The sequence below is a fragment of the Koromonas humicola genome (assembly GCF_059726255.1).
Map to the genome: position 1 here is coordinate 3,609,885 of NZ_AP040873.1, position 26,235 is coordinate 3,636,119.

Annotated in this window: 28 protein-coding genes, 1 tRNA gene and 1 other RNA gene; 16 read left to right on the forward strand and 14 right to left on the reverse strand. The window is 55.8% G+C overall.

The window, feature by feature from the left end; all coding sequences use genetic code 11:
- The first annotated feature begins 619 nt into the window (after nucleotides 1-619).
- Complete coding sequence (locus AC6IZD_RS15750; RefSeq protein WP_497784378.1) at nucleotides 620-1,492, forward strand: hypothetical protein; 873 nt, start codon at nucleotides 620-622, stop codon at nucleotides 1,490-1,492.
- Here AC6IZD_RS15750 and AC6IZD_RS15755 read toward each other — a convergent pair.
- The 3 genes from AC6IZD_RS15755 to alr all read right to left on the reverse strand — a co-directional run bounded on the left by AC6IZD_RS15755 (nucleotide 1,480) and on the right by alr (nucleotide 4,393).
- Nucleotides 1,480-2,721 carry a tyrosine-type recombinase/integrase gene (locus tag AC6IZD_RS15755; protein ID WP_497784379.1) on the reverse strand — a complete coding sequence of 414 codons (1,242 nt, stop codon included), beginning with the start codon at nucleotides 2,719-2,721 and terminating at the stop codon, nucleotides 1,480-1,482. The two genes, AC6IZD_RS15750 and AC6IZD_RS15755, sit on opposite strands and share 13 nt — an antisense overlap.
- Before the next feature lie 94 nt (nucleotides 2,722-2,815).
- Nucleotides 2,816-2,902, reverse strand: a tRNA-Leu gene (locus tag AC6IZD_RS15760).
- 351 nt (nucleotides 2,903-3,253) lie between these two features.
- Complete coding sequence (gene alr, locus AC6IZD_RS15765) at nucleotides 3,254-4,393, reverse strand: alanine racemase (RefSeq protein WP_497784380.1); 1,140 nt, start codon at nucleotides 4,391-4,393, stop codon at nucleotides 3,254-3,256.
- Between the two features lie 295 nt (nucleotides 4,394-4,688).
- On the opposite strand from alr, the gene AC6IZD_RS15770 reads away from it, so the two are divergent.
- Nucleotides 4,689-5,153 carry a hypothetical protein gene (locus tag AC6IZD_RS15770; protein WP_497784381.1) on the forward strand — a complete coding sequence of 155 codons (465 nt, stop codon included), beginning with the start codon at nucleotides 4,689-4,691 and terminating at the stop codon, nucleotides 5,151-5,153.
- A 28-nt stretch (nucleotides 5,154-5,181) separates the two neighbouring features.
- Here AC6IZD_RS15770 and dnaB read toward each other — a convergent pair whose 3' ends face one another.
- The 4 genes from dnaB to AC6IZD_RS15790 form a co-directional block, all read right to left on the reverse strand.
- Complete coding sequence (gene dnaB, locus AC6IZD_RS15775) at nucleotides 5,182-6,561, reverse strand: replicative DNA helicase (protein WP_497784383.1); 1,380 nt, start codon at nucleotides 6,559-6,561, stop codon at nucleotides 5,182-5,184.
- Nucleotides 6,562-7,204: 643 nt separating this feature from the next.
- The gene (locus AC6IZD_RS15780; RefSeq protein WP_497784384.1) at nucleotides 7,205-7,750 is read right to left on the reverse strand and encodes a hypothetical protein; all 546 of its coding nucleotides are present in this window, start codon (nucleotides 7,748-7,750) and stop codon (nucleotides 7,205-7,207) included.
- A gap of 2 nt (nucleotides 7,751-7,752) precedes the next feature.
- A complete protein-coding gene (locus tag AC6IZD_RS15785; protein ID WP_497784386.1) occupies nucleotides 7,753-8,082 on the reverse strand; it encodes a c-type cytochrome in 330 nt (109 codons plus the stop codon).
- Between the two features lie 36 nt (nucleotides 8,083-8,118).
- Complete coding sequence (locus tag AC6IZD_RS15790) at nucleotides 8,119-8,454, reverse strand: c-type cytochrome (RefSeq protein WP_497784388.1); 336 nt, start codon at nucleotides 8,452-8,454, stop codon at nucleotides 8,119-8,121.
- Nucleotides 8,455-8,572: 118 nt separating this feature from the next.
- Here AC6IZD_RS15790 and hpnI point away from each other — a divergent pair, with 118 nt between their 5' ends.
- A complete protein-coding gene (hpnI, locus tag AC6IZD_RS15795; RefSeq protein ID WP_497784389.1) occupies nucleotides 8,573-9,736 on the forward strand; it encodes a bacteriohopanetetrol glucosamine biosynthesis glycosyltransferase HpnI in 1,164 nt (387 codons plus the stop codon).
- A 14-nt stretch (nucleotides 9,737-9,750) separates the two neighbouring features.
- Here hpnI and AC6IZD_RS15800 read toward each other — a convergent pair whose 3' ends face one another.
- The 4 genes from AC6IZD_RS15800 to tyrS form a co-directional block, all read right to left on the reverse strand.
- Complete coding sequence (locus tag AC6IZD_RS15800; RefSeq protein WP_497784390.1) at nucleotides 9,751-11,028, reverse strand: glycosyltransferase; 1,278 nt, start codon at nucleotides 11,026-11,028, stop codon at nucleotides 9,751-9,753.
- 99 nt (nucleotides 11,029-11,127) lie between these two features.
- Nucleotides 11,128-11,733 carry a hypothetical protein gene (locus tag AC6IZD_RS15805; RefSeq protein ID WP_497784392.1) on the reverse strand — a complete coding sequence of 202 codons (606 nt, stop codon included), beginning with the start codon at nucleotides 11,731-11,733 and terminating at the stop codon, nucleotides 11,128-11,130.
- 117 nt (nucleotides 11,734-11,850) lie between these two features.
- Nucleotides 11,851-12,108 carry a hypothetical protein gene (locus AC6IZD_RS15810; protein WP_497784393.1) on the reverse strand — a complete coding sequence of 86 codons (258 nt, stop codon included), beginning with the start codon at nucleotides 12,106-12,108 and terminating at the stop codon, nucleotides 11,851-11,853.
- A gap of 105 nt (nucleotides 12,109-12,213) precedes the next feature.
- Nucleotides 12,214-13,458 (reverse strand): tyrosine--tRNA ligase, encoded by a 1,245-nt coding sequence (tyrS, locus tag AC6IZD_RS15815; RefSeq protein WP_497784394.1) that lies wholly within the window; start codon nucleotides 13,456-13,458, stop codon nucleotides 12,214-12,216.
- A gap of 91 nt (nucleotides 13,459-13,549) precedes the next feature.
- On the opposite strand from tyrS, the gene AC6IZD_RS15820 reads away from it, so the two are divergent.
- From AC6IZD_RS15820 to AC6IZD_RS15840, 5 genes are all read left to right on the forward strand, one after another.
- A complete protein-coding gene (locus AC6IZD_RS15820) occupies nucleotides 13,550-13,984 on the forward strand; it encodes a dUTP diphosphatase (RefSeq protein ID WP_497784395.1) in 435 nt (144 codons plus the stop codon).
- Nucleotides 13,985-14,082: 98 nt separating this feature from the next.
- Nucleotides 14,083-14,256 (forward strand): hypothetical protein, encoded by a 174-nt coding sequence (locus tag AC6IZD_RS15825; RefSeq protein WP_497784397.1) that lies wholly within the window; start codon nucleotides 14,083-14,085, stop codon nucleotides 14,254-14,256.
- 166 nt (nucleotides 14,257-14,422) lie between these two features.
- Nucleotides 14,423-14,983, forward strand: a complete 561-nt coding sequence (efp, locus tag AC6IZD_RS15830; protein WP_497784398.1) for an elongation factor P — start codon at nucleotides 14,423-14,425, stop codon at nucleotides 14,981-14,983.
- A gap of 56 nt (nucleotides 14,984-15,039) precedes the next feature.
- Nucleotides 15,040-15,330 (forward strand): acylphosphatase, encoded by a 291-nt coding sequence (locus tag AC6IZD_RS15835; protein WP_497784399.1) that lies wholly within the window; start codon nucleotides 15,040-15,042, stop codon nucleotides 15,328-15,330.
- A 12-nt stretch (nucleotides 15,331-15,342) separates the two neighbouring features.
- The gene (locus AC6IZD_RS15840) at nucleotides 15,343-15,888 is read left to right on the forward strand and encodes an adenine phosphoribosyltransferase (protein WP_497787593.1); all 546 of its coding nucleotides are present in this window, start codon (nucleotides 15,343-15,345) and stop codon (nucleotides 15,886-15,888) included.
- Nucleotides 15,889-15,952: 64 nt separating this feature from the next.
- Here the strand turns inward: AC6IZD_RS15840 and AC6IZD_RS15845 are convergent, their stop codons facing one another.
- Nucleotides 15,953-17,014 (reverse strand): SDR family NAD(P)-dependent oxidoreductase, encoded by a 1,062-nt coding sequence (locus AC6IZD_RS15845; RefSeq protein ID WP_497784400.1) that lies wholly within the window; start codon nucleotides 17,012-17,014, stop codon nucleotides 15,953-15,955.
- Nucleotides 17,015-17,175: 161 nt separating this feature from the next.
- Between AC6IZD_RS15845 and AC6IZD_RS15850 the strand changes: the two genes are divergently transcribed.
- Together AC6IZD_RS15850 and AC6IZD_RS15855 are read left to right on the forward strand one after the other, a co-directional pair.
- Nucleotides 17,176-17,580 carry a hypothetical protein gene (locus tag AC6IZD_RS15850; RefSeq protein WP_497784402.1) on the forward strand — a complete coding sequence of 135 codons (405 nt, stop codon included), beginning with the start codon at nucleotides 17,176-17,178 and terminating at the stop codon, nucleotides 17,578-17,580.
- A 363-nt stretch (nucleotides 17,581-17,943) separates the two neighbouring features.
- Nucleotides 17,944-18,531 carry an amidohydrolase family protein gene (locus tag AC6IZD_RS15855; protein ID WP_497784403.1) on the forward strand — a complete coding sequence of 196 codons (588 nt, stop codon included), beginning with the start codon at nucleotides 17,944-17,946 and terminating at the stop codon, nucleotides 18,529-18,531.
- Nucleotides 18,532-18,593: 62 nt separating this feature from the next.
- Here AC6IZD_RS15855 and AC6IZD_RS15860 read toward each other — a convergent pair whose 3' ends face one another.
- The gene (locus AC6IZD_RS15860; RefSeq protein ID WP_497784404.1) at nucleotides 18,594-18,977 is read right to left on the reverse strand and encodes a hypothetical protein; all 384 of its coding nucleotides are present in this window, start codon (nucleotides 18,975-18,977) and stop codon (nucleotides 18,594-18,596) included.
- 196 nt (nucleotides 18,978-19,173) lie between these two features.
- Between AC6IZD_RS15860 and ssrS the strand changes: the two genes are divergently transcribed.
- The 4 genes from ssrS to AC6IZD_RS15880 all read left to right on the forward strand — a co-directional run bounded on the left by ssrS (nucleotide 19,174) and on the right by AC6IZD_RS15880 (nucleotide 22,791).
- Nucleotides 19,174-19,363, forward strand: a non-coding RNA gene (gene ssrS / locus AC6IZD_RS15865) — 6S RNA.
- A 98-nt stretch (nucleotides 19,364-19,461) separates the two neighbouring features.
- Complete coding sequence (lgt, locus tag AC6IZD_RS15870) at nucleotides 19,462-20,301, forward strand: prolipoprotein diacylglyceryl transferase (RefSeq protein WP_497784405.1); 840 nt, start codon at nucleotides 19,462-19,464, stop codon at nucleotides 20,299-20,301.
- 24 nt (nucleotides 20,302-20,325) lie between these two features.
- Nucleotides 20,326-21,456, forward strand: coding sequence for an RluA family pseudouridine synthase (locus tag AC6IZD_RS15875; RefSeq protein WP_497784407.1), 1,131 nt, complete (start codon nucleotides 20,326-20,328; stop codon nucleotides 21,454-21,456).
- A gap of 93 nt (nucleotides 21,457-21,549) precedes the next feature.
- On the forward strand, nucleotides 21,550-22,791 hold the full coding sequence (locus tag AC6IZD_RS15880; protein WP_497784408.1) for a VWA domain-containing protein: 1,242 nt from the start codon (nucleotides 21,550-21,552) through the stop codon (nucleotides 22,789-22,791).
- Nucleotides 22,792-22,810: 19 nt separating this feature from the next.
- Here the strand turns inward: AC6IZD_RS15880 and AC6IZD_RS15885 are convergent, their stop codons facing one another.
- Nucleotides 22,811-23,836, reverse strand: coding sequence for a VWA domain-containing protein (locus AC6IZD_RS15885; RefSeq protein ID WP_497784409.1), 1,026 nt, complete (start codon nucleotides 23,834-23,836; stop codon nucleotides 22,811-22,813).
- Nucleotides 23,837-24,049: 213 nt separating this feature from the next.
- Here AC6IZD_RS15885 and AC6IZD_RS15890 point away from each other — a divergent pair, with 213 nt between their 5' ends.
- Together AC6IZD_RS15890 and AC6IZD_RS15895 are read left to right on the forward strand one after the other, a co-directional pair.
- Nucleotides 24,050-25,339, forward strand: coding sequence for a VWA domain-containing protein (locus tag AC6IZD_RS15890; RefSeq protein ID WP_497784410.1), 1,290 nt, complete (start codon nucleotides 24,050-24,052; stop codon nucleotides 25,337-25,339).
- A 256-nt stretch (nucleotides 25,340-25,595) separates the two neighbouring features.
- Entirely contained in the window at nucleotides 25,596-26,180 is a 585-nt protein-coding gene (locus tag AC6IZD_RS15895; protein WP_497784411.1) for a GTP-binding protein, read from the forward strand.
- The last annotated feature ends 55 nt before the right edge of the window (nucleotides 26,181-26,235 follow it).

The following is a 26,235-nucleotide window of genomic DNA, read 5'->3' on the forward strand; positions in this document are numbered from 1 at the left end:
CACGATTCCACTTTCCGCGCCGACGAGAGCGGAGCCACTGGGCCGTTTGAGCAGGGTCAAATCTAATCGCAGACGCGACCGAAAAGGATGGAATCGTTCCCGCAGAGACCATTTTGTACAGGAGCTTTGGGGAGCATTCCAACAGAGCGGCCAAGATCGGAACCGTGAGCGCCTGCTCCATCTCTTCGATTCGTTTCGCGATATCCATCGCTGCAAATCTATCGAGTATTTGAACTTTGCTCGAGAGCTCGAACAAACTTAGCTGGTCTGAAAACAGAACGATTGTCGACCATTTGTTTACAGCAGCTTACAGCCCAAATCCTGAAGGTATTTCCGAGTCCCATTCGGATGATTGAGAGCCTATGCCCAGCGGCGTCTAGAGGAATCTCCCAATATCGGCATCGCACTTGCCTCTGTTAAGCTCTGGTGCATACACGATAAACACATTTGTGGACCGACTATGACTGCCTCCATCGATTACTTTCGTAACCCTGCCCGCGCAACGATACTTCAAAGACTCGCTCAGCCCGTAAGTAATTGCCAAGAGTCCGAACGATGCACCCGGCGTGGCACTAAGACAGCATACTGCGAGATACGGGGGGAGCTTTATGATCAGTTTGTGCAGTGGACTACTAAGCTCTTTGAGCTTAGCGACGTTTCGAAGTGGCACGTACTTCGCACTGCCCTCCACACGTTGGAGGATGAAGGTGCACTGAAGGCATGTACCTTGCAAGCTGTTTTCATCGTCGCGTTCTCAGAAATACGCGATCAAGCTTTCTTGAAGAAGGCACTGGACTACGACACGCCGCGTGAACGCGCCCACGACAAAGTGAAGCAGGCAAGAACTCTGATCAGCAAAGTATCGGACCACGTCAAAGAGTGGACGCACAGACAACCAGAGCGACAAGCCGTACAAAACCACAGCATCTACAAACAAGCTTTAACAGGATTTGTGCTTGATGCGCTTTCAGCTCTCGACGAGATTTACTCACTCGAAGAGAACGTAATATCAGGAAAAGTCACTCGATTGGTGAACAAGGTCACCGCACGCCAACTCAAGATTGATCTCCTCGATCCAGCATCACGGCAATATGGCGAGCAAATGTGGGATGCACTCGCCACACTGACACAAGCAGCCAAGGCACTGATCATAGAGCCAGATCCTCAGAAGGCAGTGATCGAACACAGGACTGGGAATGCTCTCAGGCTAGAGACAAGTAAGCTTTCTGCAGAGGACATCGATAACCTTAGAAAGTGGTTCGATCACCAGATGTCGGGACTATACGACCGCATAGAGAATGATCCTGACCAGGTTGGGATCATCAACGACATTATGGCGGCAGAAAAACCGTTCTCCCCACTCGCCACCTACGTAATTCAAGCTAGTTTGAAATACAAGGAAGACGGCATCGCTCAGCAAATCACAATGGCTAAAGGTGGTTGCTCCAGCAAACCGAGCGAAGAGAGCCGCGGCCGCAGTCACGCGAAGTGACCAAATGTCGCAGCTAATCGTGTGTGCACTTCTTTACCTTTTAGCGGCGTGAGGTACTTTGCAGTCATCTCAATTTTCGTATGGCCTAAAAGTGCCTGCACAGTCCGGATATCCAAACCGCCACGAAGCGCCCAAGTAGCGAAGGTACTGCGGAACTTCTTCACTGTGAAGTTCTCGCATTCGTTCTTTGAAACGCATGTGGGGCACTTGCCACAATTGAGACCTGCACGGTGGGCGGTCCTCTTCACTGCATCAAGGAACTTGAAATTTGGAAGGTCGGAGGCGGTGCCGAACACAAACCTCGCATTCGGGTTTTTCTTGTGCCAAGCCTCGAGTTTCGCGAAAAGGGACGATTCGATTGGCAGTTCGCGCGGTTTGCGGGTCTTCGTCCGAAACCTAAAATCCTTCCACTTGCCTTCAACGAGCAAGGCCAGCTTCTTTTCGCCTTGTATGGTGAATGTCGAGTGCCCCCAGTTCACATCTGTCCACTCAAGGAAGGCGAGTTCGAGTTCGCGGCATCCTGTTTTCAAGTAGCTTTCGAAGACGAGACGATTCCTGTCGCTGCATGCAGCCAAAAAGCGATTTACTTCTTCCTCCGTATACTCTTCTGGAACAGGATCTTCTTTCCTAGGCCTATGCTCTTTCGCAACGAGTTCCTTGTGGTCGATTCCGCAAGATTTCAAGAATGTTGTAATTGCTGAGTAGTAGTTCGAAACAGTTCGAGCTTCACAACCTCGCTTGCGCAGCGCATCGCAGAACTTGAGCAGATCGACTTCCTCAATCTGGTCCGCAAACGTCTTCTTTTTTGTAATCTCAAGAAACTCCTTCGTCAGATTCTCATACTGGGTCACGGTTTCGGTGTCATGATCGACAAGCCGCTTTTTCTCCAGGAACTTGTCGCGTGCAGTGGCAAGATGAATCCGGTTCTGCGCTTCTGGAACAAGTTCTCGGCCGGCCTCGGCGGCGGCACGTTCCGCGTCGAGCACAAGGATCTGATTATCGCGGGACGTAATTGCTTCCTGGAGGTCCTTACCTACGCCTTTGAAGATTGATTTTTTGCCTTCATACCAGCGTAGTTGGTATTCCCCATACTCGAGCACTCTTTGGCCCGACGGAATTTGCAATTGCTCGTCCCATCCGCGACCTTTTTTGACTGGATTGATACGGAGGCGGCGCCATCCACTTTGGGTTCTGCAATACCGATACAGAGCAACTTTCAGATTGGCCATCGAGAGGCTCTCCTTGGCCAATTCTACCGTGCTAAAACCGTGCTAAAAGCAAAACGCCTTTGGAAGTCATTGATTCCAAAGGCGATAAAATTTCTGGTGCCGAAGAAGGGACTCGAACCCCCACACCCTTGCGAGTACATGGACCTGAACCATGCGCGTCTGCCAATTCCGCCACTTCGGCACGTTTTCAGAGGCGGTTCTGAGGATGAACCAGCCTTCCTATTGGCTTCAGTTGGGATTGTAACACACGGGTTGGTTTTGTCGAATTCGAAGCTGTGGAAGACTTTAGCTCGTTGAATGTAGCTGATTTGCGACATCCATCAGACATTGTCGAGCGTCACTCAATCCAGAATCGAGAGCGGATCCAGCGATCAATTAAGTGCCGGAAATGGGGGTCGGGGGCGGTCCGAGTTCCGCGCTCATTCTTCGCCCCTTGTTTAGATTGTGTGTCACAGACGTGGATTTCTAGCCCGAACATCAGAAGTTACACATTCGTTTCCGGACAGCAAAAGGAAATCTCCTCCACTGCATCCTACTCGACGTAAACGCGGGGAACGCGAGGCGAAAGCCCGCACAGTATCTCGTACGTGATTGTGCCAGCCAAACGCGCCATGTCGTCGGCCCCAACTGAGCAGTGCTCCGAACGGCCGATGAGGAGAACTTCGTCGCCGATAGCGGTCTCTGGAATGTCCGTCACGTCGATCATCGTCAGATCCATGCTCACGTTGCCCGCGATAGGCGCATAGTGATCGTGCAAAATGACGCGTCCCTCGGACGACAGACGACGGATGAAGCCGTCTCCGTAGCCGACCGGGATTACAGCCAGGCGTGTGGGACGCTTCGCGCGCCACCGTCCGTTATAGCCAACGGGCGTGCCAGAAGCGATGTCGCGAAGAGAGATAACCTTCGTCTTCCAATTGAGTACGGGACGAACCGGCAGAAGGGCAGCGTCGGCACCTGGTCCTTCGCATTTCAGGTTGTATCCGTAAAGAGCAAGGCCCGGTCGCGCCATGTTGTTCCAAGTATCGGGGCGAGCAATGGTTGCGGCAGTGTTGGCCAGGTGACGATAACGCGGTTGCAGTCCTGCTTCGGCGAGGATGGCCACAGCCCGGTTGAACTCGACCCGCTGTTTCTCTGCGGCAGGTGAGTCGAGAACTTCCGATTCGGAAAGATGACTGAAGACGCCTTGCAACTCAACCACTGGTGAAGCGGCAATCCGCGCAGCGAGCGCTGGAAGCTCCGCCAATGACACGCCGAGGCGCGACATGCCGGTATCGACCTTGAGATGAACCGCGACCTTGCGTCCCGCAGGTCCTGCGACTTCGACTGCCTTTTCCAGTGCCTCGATCTGCTCGATCGTCGCTAGCGCGGGCGTCAGGTTATAGCGCAACAGCGTCTCTTCCTCACCACGCCAAAAGCCGGTCATGACGAGAATCGGCAACTGCACGCCTGCTTCGCGCACAGCCATACCTTCCTCGGTCGAAGTGACACCGAGCCATTGTGCTCCCGCTCCTTCGAGCGCCCGTGCGGTTTCGATGACGCCATGACCGTAGGCGTCGCACTTGATTACGCAACAAGGTGTAACGTCGGGGCCGAGATGCCGCGCAATCACACGGTAATTTTCAGCCAGTGCGGAAAGAGAGATCTCAGCCCAGTTTGGGCGCGTGTGCATAGAGAATTTCTGCTGTGTGGATGACAAGGCGATTCAACCCTTACAAATACAAATTCAGTATAGCTCTCCCACATCACGCCCGTGCGGCCATAAGCGGCATTCATAGGAAACATAAGGGGAATTGCGGTGCGAATTCAGAGTCCGATCGCATCTGTGCGCAGTCTTTGGAGTAAAGCGGTCATTCCCTGAACAGCGAAATCAGCGGTACAGGGAATAAATCTGCTGTCTCGCGGTTGTGCATGAAACAAGGCGCAGCATCGAGAGCGGCGCCGAACTTTCAAAAGGAGACACGAGCATGAAACATCTCAAAGCTTTCGCAACCGCGCGCAACTTGGCCATGGTACTCACACTGGCAACAACGTGCGTATCAAATGCCGCAACACCAACTTCTGCACATCAACACAAGATCAACGTGCGACATCTCGAGATCAAGTCTCCAACCGAAGTGGGAGGGGTGCTACTGCCAATGGGAGAATATGAGGTTCGCCAGGTCAACACGGCACAGGGCGCCGAACTTCAGTTTGTTCGCGAGTATTGGAATGAACTCGCGTCCGAACTAGTGCAAGCAAACGAAGAGCAGGTCGTCGCACAGGTGAAATTCACCGAGCAACCGCTGGAAGCGCGTCCGAAGCACACCGAACTGGTGCCGGAAGGAAATAAAGACACTGTGGCACTCGAAGTTCGCGGAAAGAATGTCGAGTACGTGCTTGGGCAGGCGACTCCGCAACTGAACGCAAGCTACAACAACATTGGGCAATAACGACCGAAATCGCTATTGCCCCAAAGGGCTAGTCGTGGAGCCACTCTTCGCGCAACAGGTTTTCAAAGCGCGTGGAGCCCTTGATGAAGGCGAGCTGAATGGTATCTGTCGGGCCGTTACGCTGCTTGGCTACGATCACTTTGGCTTTGCCTTCCAGCTCCGGGTTGTTGCGGTCGTAATACTCGGGTCGATAGAGGAACATCACGATATCGGCGTCCTGCTCGATCGAACCTGATTCGCGAAGATCGCTCAGTTTGGGTTCGGCGTCTTTGCCACCACGACTTTCAGGAGCACGGCTTAACTGCGAAAGCGCAATCACCGGAACCTTGAGTTCCTTTGCAATTGCCTTGAGTCCGCGCGAGATTGCCGAAACTTCCTGTGTACGGTTTTCGTAGCGGCGGCCACCTGGGGCTGATGCCGACATGAGCTGAAGGTAGTCGATCACGATCAGGTCGAGACCTTCTTTGTCCATCGATTTGCGACGCGCTTTGGCACGCAATTCTGTAAGCGAGATGCCAGGCGTGTCGTCGATGTACATGGGGGCCTGTATGAGCTTGTCGAGCGCCCCACGCAGCTTGTTCAGATCCTCGCGGGCGAGGAATCCAGTGCGCATTTTATGCGCGTCAACACGTGCCTGTGAACAGAGCATACGGTTAAGCAGCGCTTCCTTCGACATTTCGAGCGAGAACACCGCGACGCTCTTGCCCCCCTGCACAGCGCAGTTCTCGGCGATATTGATAGCAAACGCCGTCTTACCCATCGAAGGACGAGCAGCGATGATGATGAGGTCCGACTGTTGCAGTCCGCTGGTCATATCGTCCAGATCGGTGTAGTAGGTCTCGAGCCCCGTGATGCGTCCGCCACGCTGAAACAGCTTATCCAGGTCGCCGCCAAAGGACTCCATGGCGATCGTCTTGATATCCGTGAGCTGCTGGCCGCTACGCTGTTCCGAGATGTTGAAGATGCTCGACTCAGCGGCATCAATCACCTCGGATGCAGTGCTCGCCTGCTCAAGCGCCTGGGAGATCACACCGTTGGCAGCATGAATCAGGTTACGCAGCATCGCCTTGTCGCGCACGATGCGAACGTAGTGCTCTATTGACGAGCGTCGCGGCACGCCATCGGTCAAGGACGCGAGATATGCTGCTCCGCCAACCGCCTCCAATTCCTTGTAGCGCAGTAATTCCTCAGTCAGCGTGACGATGTCGATCGGGCGGTTCGTTTCCGACAGTTCGATAATGCGCTGATAAATCCGGCGATGAGCATCGAGGAAGAAGTGATCGGATTTCAGCGTGGAAAGAGCTTCGTTCTGCAGGTTATTGTCTAGCAGAATGGCGCCGAGGATGGAGCGTTCGGCCTCAGGACTGGCTGGGAGACCGCGATCGAGACTGAAATCTGTGACAGGCATAAAAATCGGTAATCAGATCAGAACAGCAGTGAACAATTGCGGAACACTGTTCCGATGGTATTTCGCAATCGCCGTTGTAGCAAACGCCACATGCTGTGCAAACCGCGTAAGCACTTACAGCCAAAGTAGAAACAAAATTCCGAAAGCTGAAAGTTGACCCGGAGAGGCCAGCCGCCTCTCCGGGCCATGAACGGTGCGCTTCGCGCTGCGTCGAGTGACTTGCTCCCGCCGCCTTGCGGAAACTGGGAGCCTCGACTGGAGCATACTCCGCGGACTTTGGTCCGTTGCCGGAGGGCCCTTGCCCGACTCCCCTTCCGTCTCGTCGGACGGCGATTCCCTGTTGCCAAGGTGCGATGCGGATGCTGGTGTTCGGATTTCGCGCTCCCGTCGGCTGCGATTGCTCGCGCCGGGCCGAGGCAAGCCTGCGTTCCCGCAAGTCCGAAAGTGCCTTCCACCAACTGGGTCCGTTCGCTGCTCGCCGCCTCCCGAGCCGGGAAGCACCACGCAGAACGTGCGTACCGTTGCGTTGATAGGAGAATGCAATAACCCGCGAAGGAGTGAAAGACGAAAACTATCCACCACTGTGGGTATGCTGTGCCAAACGGTGGAAAACTGTGAACGCGCGTGGAAAACCCGGTCGAAACTATGGCGCGGGGTCTGGCTCTATGGTGCTGCGGAAGCGCCGAAACAACTTCAGCGAAGACTCCACGATGTTATCTTCCCTCTGCCGCTCTTTCATAGCCGATTTCGGCTGCTCTACCCCGCTCCACAACACCACCCGGTCACGCGCGTCGAGTATGGTTAACCGGATCTGCGTGACATTGGAAGGAGTTATCGGCCGCGAGGTCTTTGCGCCGGTGCGCGAGTCTCCGCTGCTAACGCTCACGCCAGAATCTGCTACTGGTGCCGAGATGGAAGCGATCAAGTCGGCTTTTTCGCGTTCGCCGACGATCATGTAGCGTCCCCACCCCTCGAAAGCCTCTCCGATCACATCATTTGGCAGGCGTGCACCTGAATGCTCGACAAACACCGTCCGCCCAGCCATCAGTCGAGCACGCGGTGAAAGCGGAGCAGGACGATCAGGCTGCTGTGCCGCGCCTGGCAGAACCGCAACGAGGGTGCAAGCAAGAATCAGCAGGGCTATTCCAGTGAAAGCCTTAGATAAATCCGCCGAAATTGATTTCATCATCCTCACCAGCTTTTCAGATATTTCGCCATTGCTCGAATTTCGCTATTGCTGGCCTTCACCTGGTGCATGATGGCGAATCCAGGATTGAGCGGTTTGCGACCGAGGCGGCGATAAACGGCTTCCGGATCGCGAATGAAGTCCTCAACTGTTGCCTCGTCGTACTGAGGCAAGATGTTCGCCAGATTTGGGCCACCACCGGAGAAGTGACAACTCGCGCATCCCAGGCGTGCAAACGAGCGCTGGCCAAGATCCAGTTCGTAGACGTGATAACTCGCCCATAGCGCGAATGCCGCAACTGGCACTCCGACAATCCATTTCAACTTCGAGCGCAAGTTCACTCCTCATGTGCCGACAAGCTCGGCTCCAAATCACTGCTGGGCTGAAAGAAAATAGGAAATCGCTTTGACGTCGCGAGGCGCAGCAGCAACTCTCGGCATCGGCACATAACCGGCATTCAGCGGCTTGTGATCTCGTTTGGCGTAAATCGTTTCAGGATCGCTGATGAATTGAACGAAAGTCTTTCGATCATACTTGCTGCCGACGCCAGCGAGCGAGGGTGCGCCACCCGCGCCGTGACACGTGGGGCAACCGAGGCGAGTGAATGCTTCGCGACCTGCCGAAATCTGGTGGTCCCGATAGAGCAAGAACACGCAAACAACAAGGCAGATACCAAGCACAATCCATTGCCAGGGGCGCAAGTTCATCAGGCACTCTCCTCGGACTCATCGAGTATGCCTCAACCCGCACGAGGCGAAAAGCTGCAAGTTTCAGGCCCGCTACTTTCGGCAGGAGCATTCTTTCGATAAGCTCTATTCGGCACCCATGCAACACGTCTTCCATTTCGCCGCTTATCTGTTTGCGCTTCTTACCCTTTGCGGACTCGGATATCTCTTGCTGTCCCTCTGGAGTGAGTTGAGATTCCTCCAGCGGCGGCGTGCGGCACGCGAGCAGGCGACAACAGACTTCGCGCCTGCGGTCACCATTCTGAAACCGCTACGCGGCAGCGACCGGCAAATGTACGAAAGCTTCCGCTCCCATTGCCTGCAGGATTACCCGCAATACGAAATCATCTTCGGAGTAAATGACGCGGAGGACGAAGCTCTTGCCGATGTGGAGCGCCTACGCCGCGAGTTCCCCACTCACGATATTCGTACTGTTGTATGCAGCGAAGTCCTTGGCAGCAATCGAAAGGTGAGCAACCTGTCGCAGATGATGGGAGAGGCTAAATACGACCACATCATCATTAACGACAGCGACATCCGCGTGCCCCACGATTACCTGCGCCGCATCATTGCTCCAATGCACGATCCGAAAGTTGGCATGGTGACTGCGCTCTATCGCGCCGAAGCCGGGCGCAGCATCGCTTCTCGAATGGAAGCCGTCACAATCGCAACCGACTTTGCTGGTGGTGTGTTGTGCGCCGTGGAACTGGAAGGCGGGCTGCACTTCGGCCTTGGTTCTACGCTGGCGTTCAAGCGCGAAGCAGTCGAGGCGATTGGCGGGTTGGCCGCTTTGCTCGACTACCTTGCCGATGATCACGAACTGGGCCGCATGATCTGCGACGCGGGATACAGTGTCGTTCTCTCCGATGTCGTCGTCGAGACCTTCCTGCCCGAATACAGTTTCCGCGCAATGTTCGAACATCAGTTGCGGTGGGCGCGCACCGTGCGCGATCTGCGCAAATTCGGCTACATAGGCGTCCTGCTGACCTTCGGATTGCCGTGGGCGATTCTCGCCGCAGTGTTTGCAGGAAGTGCCACGTGGTCGCTCGCGTTGTTGGCCGCTGTAGCTATCGCGCGATTTGCTTCGGCCTACCTGCTCTGTCGCCCAATCCTCAACGACAGACGGACGTTGCGCGATCTCTGGCTCGTTCCGGCACGTGATGCAGTTGGAGTAGCGATTTGGTTCGCCAGTTTCGGCGGCGACACGATCGTGTGGCGAGGTGAAAGATTTCACCTGAAAGATGGCAAACTAACTCGCGCCTAGTGTCCTCGTCTTCCCTAACTCGGCCGCGCTTCTTTCGCGCGCAACACATTCACGATGCGGCCGCCGGGAGTAAATCGATACAGCTCACCGCGCCAGCGGAAACTGCTTCCCCCGAGATAACTCGCGCCCCAGACGAAGAATCCGAGCAGGTCCCGCAGCGGGTACAGCCAGCAGAATTTCAATGACCGCCGATCACCAACGATTCCGTAACCGATAGCGAGAGACTGCACAACGCGATTCAGCACGCTCCAGCCAAGCAGAATCAGGCCCATGGTGAGATGCCCAATAGCCGCAGCCGACAACAGGCCGAGAATGCCGAACGGCATGGCGAATGTAAGCCCTGTGCCAAGGTGTCCCTTCGGGCGCGAGTATCTTGTGCTCTGCATCCATCGCGTTTGCGTAGCAAAGGTCTTGAGAAATGTCGTAGTGCAGAGGACGTGATCGATGCGATAGTGCGAGAGAACGACCGTGTAGCCGGCGCCGAACACGCGGTTTCCAAGTACGAAATCATCGGAGTAGTACTCGGCGGTACTTGCAATTCCTCCACATTTCTCGAGAGCGTCGCGCCTCACGGCCATCACCGGGCCAAGCGCAAATTGCATTCCTTCGAGCATGTCGGCCGTTATCACACCCGAGGTCATTTCCACCGACATTCCGAGCGCTTCTAGCGTCGACCAGAAGTCGCCCGCCGATACGCCTTCATACAGGCAGGTAACGAGACCGTTCTTTCGATCGAGCAACGGAGGAATCACGTTCCGCAGAAAGTCAGGTCGTACCAGGACGTCGCTGTCGCTGATCACAAGGTATTCGGCGGTGGTCGTGGCGATCATCTTGTCCATTGACCAGACCTTCGCACTTGGCCATTTGGGTTCGCCCGAAAGAACTACACGTGCCGTAACGCTGGGATATCGCGCACGCAGACGTTCGACAACCACAAGCGCAGGATCCTCGGCTGTGCGGCATCCGAAGACAATCTCGTATGCCGGATAGTCTTGCACGAACAGGCTCTCGAGGTTCTGTTCCAGTCGCGGTTCCGCACCGTGCAGAGGCTTGATTACCGAAACAAACGGCAGATTCTCTGTGGGAATGCTTTGTGCATGCGCGGTCTGCTCGCGAGCGATGCGCCGAGTGCGCACGGCTGCCACGAGCGCCAGGATGAGAAACACCGTGGAGGAAACGGTTCCCGCAAGTGCAACGGCTAGCAGGATGCGCGAAATGATTGAAAGCGAACCAGCGGTGAGAAGGGCAAGAAACATTGAACAGGCCGTGAGACTAAAGATCGATGAAAGCATTCGCTCTCAGAGTCTCACGAATGATGGGCGGAATCAATTTCCGTTCATGCACAAGCAACAGGCCCGGAAGCTCCGGGCCTGTGACGTGCTGTGCTCCTGCTACGCCGCGCGCCCGCGCGAGGAACGGGTGTGCGATGGTTTCGCTGATTCACGCTTGTTACTGATGCTTGTAACCTTGCTGCTCTTCTTCGCCGCAGGCTTTGCTTCCGTGCTGCGATTTCCGCTGCGGCCTTGAGACTTGCTTGCCACAGATGAGCGCCCGGAACTGCTGCTCGATTTCCGCGATGATCCACTCATCGAACGTCCGTTGTTATTCGCCGAACGACCGGTCGAAGACTGCCTCGCACTGCCGCTGCGAGACGATGACCCTCTACTGCTGGATGACCCTCTACTGCTCTTCTCGTTGGCGGCTTTTGCCGTTTGGCGACTGACTATTTTGTTGAAATTGCTCTTCTGTCCGTTAGCGGTCGTTTCCTGATGCAGCAATGCGAGACCTTGCTCGTCAAATTTCTCGAACCATTCATCCCATGAGATTTCTTCAAGCGAATCCGCCCCGGAGTAACCCGGGAAATCCAGCCGAAGAATGCCGACATCGTTGCGGGCTCCAGTCCTGCGTACGCAGGATGGTTTAGCGCCACGCTCCTCTGCCCATTGCCGAATTTCGTCGTGATCCGTGGTTGCCGTAGCTGCTGCCTTCGATGGCATGTCTCCCTCCGTAACCTGCAATTACATCTGCGACTTATAGGTGCAGTTGGATGCAGGCGGGAGCGGCCCCGTGGGACATCGAAAGCTCGATTTGATTGCTGCTGGAGCGGTGTTGCGTTATATCTCGGTCAAGGAAAGAACCGCATTCGCTCCGATGTACCCCTTGCGACGAAACCAGTCCGTCATTCGTTCATTCAGGAACTGGATTGGGACACGTGAGCCGACCTCGATCAAACCATCGGCGACCGGAAGCGTGTCGTCAAAAATCTGATCGTTCGTGAAACTGCGCATAGAAAAGTTGTCGAGCCACTTGATGGGAGCCGGAGCCAGAGCTCCAGCATTGTCGTACTCCACGCGAATCTTGCGGGCGAACATGGAAGCAGTATAGCGCCGGGGAGAACCTGCAGGAACTTGGAGCGATCGCGCCCCACATCCTGCGTTCTGGACGCTCGACGCGGGGCGCAAGAAAGAAGGCGATGATCAGCCGAGATGAACCTTCTTCATCTTGCGTCCGACGCGAAAGACCTTCTCAGCCGGGATCGTGATCTTGAAGTAGAGCTCTTTGTAAATCTCACCGTCGATCCTGACAGATCCAGCCTTGATCTTGCGCTGGGCATCGCTGTTTGAATCCGCCAATCCAGCCCGAACAATCACCTTATCGATCTTGATATTGGCGATTCCCCCATCGACGGCGCCCATTTCCGAGGCCGTGATCTGAACCTCTTCCAGGTTCTCCGGAACTTCGTCCTTCTGGAATTGGCGCGACCAGTTCTCCTCGGCGGCTTCTGCTTCTGCAGCAGAGTGGAAGTCGGTAATGATGCGCTTTGCCAGATCCTTCTTCGCGCGCATCGGATGGAGCACACCTGAATCCACATCAGCTTTCAGCTTTTCGATTTCCGGCAGCGTGAGATCGGTAAGCAACTCGTGGTAGCGCCACATCAACTCGTCGCTGATCGACATCAGCTTGCCGAACATCTCCTGCGACGTTTCCGTGATGCCCACATAATTGCCATACGACTTCGACATCTTGCGCTCGCCGTCCAAGCCTTCGAGCAGAGGCATTGTGAGCACGATCTGCGGCGGAAGTCCGAAATCGGCCTGCAGTTTGCGCCCCATCAGCAAGTTGAACTTCTGATCGGTACCGCCGAGTTCCACGTCACATCGCAGCGCGACCGAGTCATAGCCCTGCATCATGGGATACAGCAGTTCGTGAACGCTGATCGGCTTCTCTTCGTTGAAACGCTTGTTGAAGTCCTCGCGCTCGAGCATCTGTGAAACCGTGAACTTAGCCGCAAGCCGCACAAACTCTTCATATCCGAGTTTCAGTAGCCACTCCGTGTTGTAGCGAACCTCGGTCTTCTTCTCATCGAGGATTTTGAAGACCTGCGCCTTGTAGGTTTCGGCGTTGGCGTCGATCTGCTCGCGTGTGAGCGGCGGGCGAGTCGCATTGCGTCCCGTTGGATCGCCAATTAGGCCGGTACCGTCGCCAATCAAGAAGATGACGGTGTGGCCCATATCCTGAAAATGCTTCAGCTTGCGAATGAGCACGGTGTGTCCGAGATGCAGGTCGGGCGCGGTCGGGTCGAACCCAGCTTTGATGCGCAGCGGCTTGCCGCTTTTGTACGACTGCTCGAGGCGCTCGCGAAGATCGCTCTCACGAATGATTTCGACCGAACCCTTACGCAGGTAGGCCAACTGCTCATCAACAGGACGGAAAGAGGACATGACACATTAATTATATTGTGAGCAGAGATGGGTTTCGCAAGGTTTCGCCATAACAAGGATTCCTCATCGTTGTTGCTGATATATTCAGCCCATGCTGAAAGTGAAATTGCTGACCGACTCGGCCAAGGTGCCGACCATTGCACATCCCGGCGAAGACCTCGGATATGACCTCTTCGCCAGCGAAGCCGTGACAATCCCTGCCCGCGGGCACGCTGTAGTTCCCACCGGAATTGCCATTGAGCTGACGAGTGCCGCCGGCGAGCCTCTGGGGGCACTGTTGCGCGACAAGTCTTCCATGGCTGCACGTCGCGTTACCTGCACCGGCGGTGTGATCGACGCTGGATACCGCGGCGAGGTCCGCGTCCTGATGGAGAACCTTGGCGACACTCCAGCCGAAATTCACGCTGGAGATAAGCTTGTTAACCTGATTCCCTACCCCGTGCTGACGACTCCGGTTGAACTCGTCGGTGAGTTGGCGGAAAGCAGCCGCAAAGCAGGCGGTTTCGGGTCCAGCGGAAGGAAGTAGCCGGACCCACTCGAAATCCGTTGCTGCTGGTTGCACGCGAGCATAGAATCCCGAACGAATCCTTAGAGCATTCATAGACCGTCGTGCAAGGAGCAATCATGTTTGGAGGAAAGATCGGGCTGCCGGAAGTGTTGATCTTTGTGGCTGCTGCAGTGCCTTTTGTCGTGCTCGGACTAGTGCTTTTGTGCCAGTTGCAACTGTTTTCGATCAGGCGGGACGTGCAACGGATTGCCGACTCCCTCGAACGCACGCAACATACGAAGGTCAGCTAGGCTATCGACCTGATGTCAGTAAAGTTTCAAATTCTGCCCTCGTATGGGTAGAATTGATTGTTCGCCATGGCTGGAACTCTCTGGCCGGGGCACGACCCGCCTATTAGGACAGATTGACCGTCCGAGGCCAGTAATTCTCAAGATTTATAGATTGGAGCAACATCCGATGGCGATTCCTGCCACACAACTCCGTCCGGGCATGATCATCAAGCACAACAACGAGTTGCACTCGGTATTTACCGTGGAGCACCGCACCCCGGGCAATCTCCGCGCCTTCATCCAGGCCAAGCTGCGCAACCTGCGCACAGGAGCGATGTTCGAGCACCGTTTCCGCTCGGCTGACGCAATCGAGAAGATCGCGGTAGACGAAATTAAGATGGAGTATCTGTACAACGACGGCGATACGTACTACTTCATGGACATCAACACCTATGAGCAAACGCCCCTGGGCCGTGACACTCTGGGTGATGCCGTCGATTACCTGACTGCGAATCTCCAGATCACTGTTGAGTTCTACGATGGCAAGGCCGTTGGTATCGACCTGCCGCAGACTGTGGAACTTACGGTCATTGAGACCGAACCTGGATTGAAGTCGGCGACAGCTTCGAGCGTCACCAAGCCTGCGAAGACCGAGACCGGACTCGTTGTGCAGGTTCCACCATTTGTGAACGAAGGCGAACGGATCAAAGTCGATACTGCCGAGGGCACCTACCTATCTCGCGCCTAATATCTTGACCACCAGCGCGCCTGGATACAGGCGCGCATTTTTCGTTAGGGAGAGCGATGGCTTCCAATCCAATTTATCGCCGATATCTCGTGACCGGACGTGTGCAAGGCGTGGGCTTTCGCTGGTTTGTAGAGCGTGAAGCACGCCTCATCGGTGTCGGTGGGTGGGTGCGAAATCGCGATGATGGTGCCGTGGAAGTACTTGCCTGCGGTACGAATGACCAGTTGGGCTCGCTATATGACAAGCTGAAAATGGGTCCGCGTGCTGCCCGCATTGACGGTGTCGACGTTGAGGACTGCGCCCCTTTCAGTGGTTACAAGACATTTCAAATCGAAGAAACACGGTGAATCATCTTGCCAATTACTAGACCAGCGGTGTTGGATTCGGAAGACCTGAAGAAACTTATCCGCGAGATTCCTGACTATCCCAAGCCGGGCATTCTCTTTTACGACATCACCACGCTCATCAAGGACCGTGCAGGTTTTGCGCGCGTTGTCGACTACATGACCTCGCCCTATCTCGACAAGAACATCGACCTGGTACTGGGCATGGAAGCGCGTGGCTTCATATTTGGACCCGCGATGGCGTATCGGCTCAACGCTGGCTTCATCCCTGTTCGCAAGGCAAAGAAGCTGCCCGGTGAAACCGTCAGCTACACCTACGCGCTTGAATACGGCACGGACACTCTGGAGATTCATAAGGACGCCATTCAACCCGGACAACGCATACTAATCGTCGATGATCTGCTGGCAACTGGAGGGACGGCAGAGGCTGCCGCGAAGCTGGCCAACAAACTTGGAGCCGATATCTGCGGCCTCAGCTTCCTTGTCGAACTCGATTTCTTGAACGGACGCCAGAAGCTGGCTCCCTATGACGTGTTCTCGCTCTTGCATTACGACAAGTAGCGTTAGCAAGTCTTCCGACAAAAGCCCGGCTACATTGCCGGGCTTTTAATTTTTCCCCGGTTTCTCAGGCAATCTGCCGCTGGTTCCACCGCCGCGCCGCAAGCGCGCCGAAGGTCGTAAGCGGGCTCTTGGTTGCGGTGCTCTCGCTTTCTTTGCCTCGATGCCGGGTTTTGCTGCTTTGCGGGTTGGTGGGCATGAAGCGATTCACCACCCCAAGCGCCCGAATGGTTGTAGCCGGAGCCACGCCATGCGCCAAGGCAGCAATCTTCGCCGGCATTCCCAAGATCAGTTCAGCATCACCCCGCCGAACAGCCTGCACGATCCTACGTGCTGCGCGTTTAGCGTTCATCGACAATCCTGGCGTACTCGCCGAAACACCGAACCATGTATATTCCGCCCGATGGTCGCCCTTAAAGAACGCATTCTCATGTGATCCCGTACGCATTAATCCGGGAATCACCGTTGTCACCCTGATCCCTTTGTCGGCAAGCTCTGCGGTAATGCCTTCCGAAAATCCGGTAATCGCAAACTTCGCCGCCGAATACGGCAGCAGGTGCGGTACAGAAATTCGGCCGCCAATGGAAGTGATATTCGCGATTTGCCCCTGGCCACGCTGCAGCATGTGCGGAATCACCTGCAAGGCAGTGTGAACCGGGCCCCAGAACATCACGTCCATTGCTTCCTCGAAATCCTCAATGGTCTGGGCGTTCAAGGGACCGACGGAAATGGTGCCTGCGTTATTGATCAAGATGTCGATCTTGCCGTAATGGGCGACCACTTCGCGCACCATGCGTTCAATGTCATCTCTCTTCGAGATGTCGCAATTTATGGAAAGGACTTCGGCGCCCATCGCGTGAAGTTTCCCCTTTGCCCGTTGGAGTGCCTGATCGTTGCGGGCGCATATCGCCAGTCGGCAGCCATTCGAAGCGAACTCTTCGGCCAACGCAAGTCCAAGTCCCCGACTGGCTCCGGTGATCAAAACCACCTTGCCACTTAGCGGCACATTGTTGAAGGCGTTCCATAATCGGCGCCCCACGGCCAGAGTACCTACTGCCCCCAACACCCCTGCAGCGCCTAACCCGAAGGCACCAGCTACCATGGTCTGCAACAACGATTTCCGGTTCATGGCGACTTGGATGCATCGAATCCTCCGAAATTTGTCGTTCTGCCCTGCAAACCCGGAGCCGCTCAGAAAACGTTCGCTCAGGGTCAACCTTCCGTGGCATTGCAGGCTCTAAGACTGAGTACTGCCACAACGTCGAATTACTCGGTTCAGGAGACCCTGAGATGAAGAAGTTACTCTACACGGCTTCGGTAGCGCTGCTCGGCTGCGGAATGGCCTTTGCGCAATCAAGCACCACCTCCGACCAGTCGTCCAGTACAACCAGCTCAACCACGCAGACGCCTTCGGCTACGACCCCGCAGACGAACTCTCCGGACTCGATGGGCAGGGAAAATCCCCAGAGCGGACAAAACCCGGATTCACAGAAAAATCCGAGCGCTGCCGGCTCCATGAGCGGCAACACCGATACCAGCAGCACGGCAGGTACCAGCAGCTCTGACCAGTCTGGTATGAGTGATCAGTCGTCCTCCGCGAAGAAGAAGCACCACAAGAAGAAGTCGACTACGACCACCACCGACACCCAGAGCACCACGACCACCACGACTCCAAGCTCCACTGAGCAGAAGTAACAATGGAGTAGCGTTGAAGCGGGCGCGGCTAAATGCCGCGCCTTTGCTTTATCCATTCGACTCATGACGAGCTCCCTTGTTCACGTGACCCCGGTCACTGCAAGCCCTGATGCGTAGCGCTACCCTCTCCCAAATCGTGTGAGGAGCGCTATGCCACATCCGCCGATAGTCGATGCCCTTTACTCCATCCCCAGGTCTGGCACGGCGCAGCAAATCTCCGACTGCATTCTCTTCAGTCAAGATTTAGCTCCTCGCATGACTCGCGACGGTATCGCCGCAGCCGTGGTGGCTCCATGCAACTGTGCTCAGTGTCAGCACCAGTGGAACTGCGCAGATCGCAGAACACACGAAGTCAGGACTGCGGTGAAGCGAAGTCCACAGCGCCTGCGCGGACTCGCCTGCTATGACCAGTTGCGGATAGGCGAGAGCCTTCGCTGGATAGAAGAAGGCATTGCAGCGGGTGAGATCACCGGAGCTTATACAAAGGCGGAGTGTAGCGTGTCAGGCCTGGATGCCGCGCGCATGTATCCGCTGTATGGGACTTGTGCCAAACTCCACGCGCCTATGATCATTGAATTTGCAACCGACAGAGGCTGGGAGCATCATGCGCCAGATGTCGAAATGATCGCGGCTGATTTTCCTGACCTCGACCTGCTGTTGGCCCCTCCGACGCAGACTGACAGTGAAAGTGTGGCCGGAATCATGCAGCGATTTCCGCATGTCGGCGTTCTGCTTTGCCCCGACGAACTCAAGAACAATAAGCCGCTTTGTACTTTCATTGAGTCCTGCGGTCGGGAAAGAGTGTTGTTCCGGGCAGGTGTGAGCACATGGAGTGAGGCCATCAACGCCGCGCTACAGCTTGATCTTGGGCCAACAGCACTGACAGCATACTTGGGCGAAAACTGCACGCGTCTATTCCATTTCGAATCCAGCGTCCTGGCTCACGCATAACCCTCATTCCAAACAAAAGCTCCTTCAGCAAAAGCCGAACGAGCTTTTTTGTGTCTTGCAAATTACCAACGGCGATATCCATCCCAGTCGCGATCCCGATCCCGCCAGCGATAATCATTGTAGCGGTCGCCGCGCCAGTACGCGTTTGAACGATACTGTTCGCGATAGCCACGCTCAAAGCCTTCTCGGTACTCGCGGTCGTGGTGGTCGCGATACGGGCCGTGATCATACAGGAGGAACCCGCGGCCGTGCCGTGCGTCGTCGCGTCCCGAATGCTGCCCATCGCGATACCCGTGTCTGTATTCGCGCTGTTCATGATCATCGTCGTAGTTGTTGTAGTAGCCCCACTGTACTGGCTTCAGAGTAGCAACCTGCTGTGCATGGGCGCTCCCGACCAGGGTCCCAAGACTTAGGGCTGCAGTCGTCAAGATCATTTTTAGCTTCATTTCGTATCTCCTTAACCCAGTCGCTACGTGGCGCCCGTGCGCTGTGTTGAGATAACGAACACGGAGTTTTCAGACAAGTTGCGAAGTAAAAAATTGCAGGGCTAGAAGCCCCGATCGATTGCACTTGATATGCCAACAATTGTCGCTGTTTCGCTTGCGCTTCTTGCCGTGCATCCATAGCATCTAACTCAACGGTGCCGGCCTGCGAGGTTGGTGATGGGGTGGAACACCACTGCGAACCGATATTTCTCAATCGGGTGCCCCACTCGACAATTGGTCTGGTGTGCTGATCCCTAGTCGGATCGGCCTGAAGGACCACGGAGGGCGCCCACCTGGTGCGGTCGGGTTCACAGCAACCCCACCTCACACGGCTAAGCGGACTGGCACCTAAAAAGTATTCTCAGTAGCTAAACTCTTTTCTTCCCCTCACCAAGGTGGTTTTCCCTGCGACCGCGCGGCGCATGTTTCCATCTACAATAGAAGCGTGTTCCCTCATCTCTTTCATATCGGCTCGTTCGCACTTCCTACCTACGGCCTGATGGCCGCATTCGGCATGGTGTCCGGCTTGGCAGTCGTATTTCACCTTGCTCGCTTTCGCGGCCTCGACCCTGATCAAATGTGGAATCTGGGTGGAATTGCAGCATTCAGCGGCATTGTTGGCTCCAAGCTCCTGATGCTCATCGTTGATTGGCGTGATTATGCCGCCGATCCGAGCCGCATCTTTAGCACTGCTACGCTTCAATCCGGTGGAGTCTTCTCCGGCGGGCTTGTACTGGCCATATTCTGTAGCTGGTGGTACGTGCATCGCGAGCACATACCGTTTCTCTCAGCAGCCGACGTGTTTGCACCGGGAGTGGCCCTCGGCCATGCATTTGGACGTATCGGATGCTTTGCGGCAGGTTGCTGCTTCGGGCGCGAGACACATGTGCCCTGGGCCGTGACGTTTCACAACACCTGGGCAGCAGATTTCTCCGGCACTCCTTTGAACAAGCCGCTTCATCCGACCCAGCTCTATGAGTTCGTTGCCGAGCTTATTAACTTCGCCTTCCTGTACTGGCTGTGCAAGCGCAAGAAATTCGAGGGCCAAGTGATTGCCCTGTTCATGATCATCTACGGCACCGAGCGCTTCATCTTCGAATTCTTCCGCGGCGATCCGGGCCGTGGCGAAGTTTTCGGAGACCTGATGAGCGGAACACAGCTCATAGCACTTGGTCTCGTGATCAGTGGATTCATCATCTACCTTCGCCGGACGCCGTTGCGCAGTTTCCAGTCCGCCGTGTCCAAGCGCGCAAAGGCTGAGGCCCCGAGCGCCACACGAGCATAGCTTCACCTGCTATGCTCAAAGACGATGCCACGCAAACCCAAGCTTCCTGAAATGGAAATCGAAGACGTTCTGCCCGCGACACCCCAAGAAGAGGAGTCCTCCGCGCCAACTCTGTTCAATGTGACAGACGAAGACGCAGGCGTGCGACTGGATCAATACCTTGTGGCGCAGATCCCGAACGTGAGTCGTGTTCGCGTGCAGCAACTGGTGGAGCAGGGCAAAGTGCTGGTGAATCAGCACCCTTCCAAGGCTTCGCTCAAGCTCAAGGGCACCGAGCAAATCGAAATCATTGGAGAGGTCGAGGCAGCTCCGCTCAAGGCTTTCCCCGAAGACATTCCTCTGGACGTGGTGTACGAAGACAAAGACCTCGCCGTAGTGAACAAGCCCGCGGGGATGGTTGTCCACGCCAGCAATGGCAGCGCCGAAGATGTCCGCAATCGCGGCACGTTGGTGAATGCTCTTCTATTCCGATTCCAAAAGCTGAGCGAAGTTGGCGGGGAGCTACGTCCCGGCATTGTGCATCGTCTCGACAAAGATACGAGTGGCCTGATCGTCGTCGCCAAGAACGACCTTGCCCATCGCAAACTGGTTGAGCAGTTTTCGTCGCGGCAGGTTCATAAGACTTATCTGGCCTTGGTTCACAACTGGCCGAAAAAGGACGAGGGAACGGTGAACGATCCAATTGGTCGCGACCCTCGTAACCGTACGCGGATGAGCACCGCCGGAATCGAGGCTCGTACGGCGGTTTCGCATTACAAAGTCATCGAACGCCTGCTCACGCCCTACGGGCGATACGCCTTGGTCGAAGTGCGAATCGAGACTGGGCGGACTCACCAAATACGTGTACACATGTCTTCAATCGGACACCCAATCGTAGGAGATACCCTCTACGGCGCGCCGCAGATTATCCTGCCGAATACGCTTGCGCGCGAGCGCCACGGGAACGCCATAAGTTCGCGCACTGAGGCGAAGAAAGCCCGTGTGCATGGCACAGGTGCCGCCAGCCTGTCACTCGGTCGCAATTTCCTTCACGCGATGAGGTTAAGCCTCAAGCAGCCCAAGACCGGAAAGGCGCTGGAGTTGGAAGCCCCGCTGCCCGAAGAGCTCGAACTCTTCATCGAAAAGCTCAGGCAATCGGCCGAAACGCTAGACTGATCCTCCTATCGCCGTGTGGGGATTTTCCTGTTCCGGGCCTGAACGAGACCTTACCCATCCTGAGTCTTGCAGTACCGTTATAAACTTGAGCATATGACCAAGCTGGCATCCGCCCTGTTTAGCGCCGTTCTACTGATTAGCTCCGCAGCATGGGCACAGAACACGCAGGATCTGCCTTCGGCCCCGTCCGCTGTACAACCGCGGTTCCCGGGTGCTCCGGCCAAACCTCCGGAGAAACCGGCCCAGCCCGCACCGGCAGCCACCACCGACACCGGCCTGAGTACTCTTCCCCCGGCCGCTCGTCCCACGGCACCGGAAAGCACGCCTTCGGCCACGCAGCAACAGGACACTGATAGCGCCAGCAACACGAGCGGACAGCAGGAGCAGGAGGGTAAGAAGCCTGACACCGACTCGACATTGCTCCCCAGCGTGTCCGACGACGGCCCCGCGCAACGTTCACAAGGCGGAGCGCTGCAGGAGTCCGATCCGGGCGTGTATCGCATTGGCGTTGAAGTTGACTTGGTCGACCTGATTTTTACCGCCACCGACAAGCATGGCCGCTTTATCAAGGACCTGAAAAAGGAAGACGTACGGCTGCTTGATGAGGGTAAGGCCCCAATCCGCATCGATGCCTTTGAAAGTGAGACCGGACTTCCTCTCCGTGTAGGGCTCTTGGTCGACGCCAGCAACTCAATCCGCGACCGTTTCCGTTTTGAGCAGGATGCCGCAGTGGAGTTTCTGCACCAGGTGGTTCGTCCCAAGACGGATCGCGCCTTTGTGGTCGGATTCGACTCCATGACCGATCTCACTCAGGACTACACTGACAACACCAACGCCCTCGCGCACGGCGTGCGAGTTCTGCGACCCGGTGGTGGAACCGCCCTGCATGATGCGATCTACCAGGCGTGCGAGAAGCTCGCGAAGGCTCCCCTCCGTGGACCGGCGCGCCGAGCAATCATCCTGCTGAGCGACGGAGATGATAACCAGAGCCGGCACACGCGCGAGGAAGCCATCGAAGCCGCGCTCCGTGCCGAAGTCATCATTTACGTGATCAGCACGAACATCACCGATTCCGACAAGAAGGGCGACAAGGTTCTAATGCGCTATGCCGAAGCCACAGGCGGCAAGGTCTTCTTCCCGCTTCGGTTGGAAGAGGTTGCGAACGCATTTGCCGAGATTCAGGATGAGCTGCGCAGCCAATACGTGATTGCGTATAAGCCGCAGAATTTCGAGCAGGATGGGCGCTACCGTGCCATCTCAATCGACGCGCCCCGCAGACCCAACGTCAAGATCCGCGCTCGCAAGGGTTACTACGCGCCGAATCGCAAACAGTAATTGAGTTCGCGCCCGAGGCCTACTCCTTGGGCGCGAAATACCCTTTCCTGGCCTGCACTTTGTAATCGGCATTCACCGCTTTCAGTTCTAGCTTGCGATACTTTCCATCCGCTACCGTATTCGTCGGGACATAGCCAATCATGTATTGGCTGCGGAGTTCGGCGCCGATCTCATCGAATGCCTTCCGCAGCTTCTTCGGATCGTTGCCCACGTCGATTACCCGTCCCCCGGTCTGCTCCGCGAGCTTATGCATTTCATGAGTGCCCGGCATGAAGTTTGCGCGGTCGGCAATCATAATGACGTAGACGATCACCTCCGAGCGTTGTGCTGCCTCAATGGCGTTGGGCAGCGTCTCGTCGCTTCCCTGGTCGCCACCGTCCGTCAGCAGAACCATGGCTTTGCGCCCGGTTTCTTTCTGTAGCTTCTCATTTGCCGCAAGGTACACGGCGTCATAGAGCAGCGTTCCCTTGGGTCGCAAAACCGGAATCGTGCCCTGACCCGCACCTGCAATTCCTCCAGCGCCGCTGCCCCCACCGTCGTTGATTCGAGTCTTGTCCAACGCCCGGCGCAGTTGCGCTGCATCGTTCGTGTAGTCCGCGAGCAGATCAACGTTGATATCGAAGTTGATCAGGAAGGCCATATCTTTGGGAGTCAACACATCCCTCAGAAATGCCGCGCCCACTTCCTGCTCCATCGGCAGAACACGGGTCTGGCTGCCACTCGTATCGATCAGCAGACCAAGCGTGAGGGGTTGATTCGACTCGGCAGCGAAGTATTTGATCGTCTGCGGTTTCCCATCCTCGGAGATCTGGAAATCCTCTTTCTTCAGGTGGGGAATCAGCGCGCCATGCTTGTCTTTGACATTGAAGTACAGGCTTACCAACTGGACGTTGCTCTTGAAAGTCGCAACCGGCTGATCCTGCTCCGCCGTTTTGTCCCTCAACTTTGGCGTGTCCGGCGCCGAGTAGCCATTGTCGTCCGGAGCATTCGAGGCCTTTGGAGGCTCCTTGGGCGGGCGCTGAGCCTGCATCCCTGTCGATGACATCAAACAAGCAACGAACGCGAGGATAGCGAGTATTCTGACTTGCCTTAGGATGAGCATAGCTTCTCGACTCGTGCGACGTAGTCTAGTATGTACGTAGCTAGCGTGACTGCAATATAAGATTAGTTGCCTATGGAAGTACTTTGGCAACGTCAAATGTCAATGCGACTTGCGATTGGCAATTCTGAATCCGAGTCCAGTTCTGCGGAGGGTACTATGCACCGCCCACGGTGTTTCGCCATTTTGCTTCCAATACTTCTTGCGACATCTCTGACCCTGTTTGCCCAGCAGACTTTGCCAGATGCGCCTAAGCCGCAACAGGCACCGCAGACGCTGCCCGATGGTCCTAAGCCCAATATTCCCGTCTCCACAACGGACTCTGGACGGGGTGAGGCTAGTTCGGTGGACACAGCGAAGGAAGCAGAGAACGAGAACGCGACGCCCGTGCGCAACCCCAATACCGGGCGAGTAATCCCGTCCAACCGCAAGGCAAACGCGAGCAGCAGCGGATTCGATGAGGTCAATGGCACCATCAGCGTCAACGTCAACGCCGTTCCAGTGCCGGTGACAGTTAAGGACGCAAACGGACATCTATTCCCAGGTCTGACAATCGACAATTTCTCGGTCTATGAGGACGGCGTGAAGCAGCGAATCACCTTCTTCACCAGCGATCCGTTCCCGGTTTCAGCCGCAATCATTGTTGACATAGGTATGCCTGAGATCGCCCTGCGCAAGGTGAAGGATACCTTTGGCGCGCTGACCGGAGCTTTCAGCCAGTTTGATGAGGTCTCGATCTACACCTACGGCAACACCGTCCGTCAGCAGCAGGACTTTGTAGCTGCTTTTGGTGACACCACCAATCACACACTGGCAAAAATCAAGCAGGTTGAGGGACGAAACGCCGGACCTACCGCCTACAACCCAATGACCGTCGGTCCCTCCGTGAATGGACGCGTATTTGACCCCGGCCAGCAGCGCAACTCCATCGAGACTGCTCCGCCAAAGAATGCCGAACCGTCGCGCGTGCTGAATGACGCCCTGCTCCAGGCCGCACAGGATCTAGGACGTCGTCCGAAAGCACGTCGCAAGGTCATCTTCATCATCTCCGACGGTCGCGAAATGGGCTCGCGAGCCGGCTACAAGGACGTGCTCAAAGTCCTGCTCACGAACAACGTAAGCGTGTACGGTGTGGCGGTCGACGAAGCAGCGATTCCTGTTGTGAGCAGACTGAACAAGATCCACCTTCCCAAGCAGGGCTACAGCAACGTTCTCCCCAAGTATGCTTCGGCGACCGGCGGCGAAATCTTCAAGGAGTTCACGTCTGAGGCGATCGAATCTGCCTATGGCAGCGCGATGGAACAGTCGCGTAGCCAGTACACGCTGGTGTACAACACGGACGCGACCAAATCCACCAGTTACCGCAAAATCGAAGTACGTGTAGGCGGTTACGGACCTAGCCTGAGGATTTATGCTCGCGACGGCTACTATCCAGTTCCCCAGAAATAACAAGGTTTTAACCTTCGGCGCCCCGGACCAGTTCCGGGGCGCTTTTTCCGATACGCGTTCTACACAGAACGAATTAGACGTAGTACTCAGGATGGCACGGGTCACAATGTTTACAGCTAGATAGCCCGTTTTGTGTGGTATAACCCAACTATCTGCTCTGTTCAGAGCAGTGCAATCGGAAACTCCCGCGCATACCCATGGATGCGACCGATTGCGGCATCAAGGGATGCCGTTCGAGGCTAGGCAAGGGGAATCATTGAGCTTCATCAACTTCGCTGCGCGCGAGATTAACTGCAAGATTGTCTACTACGGCCCCGGTTTGGGTGGGAAGACAACCAACTTGCAGCACATTTTCGACAAAACAGGCGAGCAGCAGAAGGGCAAAATGATCTCGCTTGCGACCGAAACCGATCGCACACTGTTCTTCGACTTTCTTCCACTAGATTTGGGCACCATCCGCGGATTTAAGACCCGATTCCACCTCTACACCGTCCCCGGACAGGTGTTCTACGACGCTTCTCGCAAGCTGATTCTGCGTGGCGTCGATGGAGTCGTGTTCGTGGCCGACTCCCAATCAGAGCGCGCCGACGCCAACGTCGAGGCCTTGGATAATCTCGTCAGCAACCTGAAGGAACACGGATACGATTTCGCCACGATTCCGTACGTGCTGCAATTCAACAAGCGCGACCTGCCAAACGTGCTCTCTGTGGACGAAATGAAGCGGCAACTCTTACGTCGCGACGAACCGACTTTTGAATCAGTAGCGTCTCAGGGCATCGGGGTATTCGAAACCCTCAAGGAAATTGCACGTCAGGTATTGGTCGAACTCAAGAAGTCCTAATTTCTTCTTCGTAATAATTGGTTGTATCTTTCCCTCTGATAATGCAATCGAATGT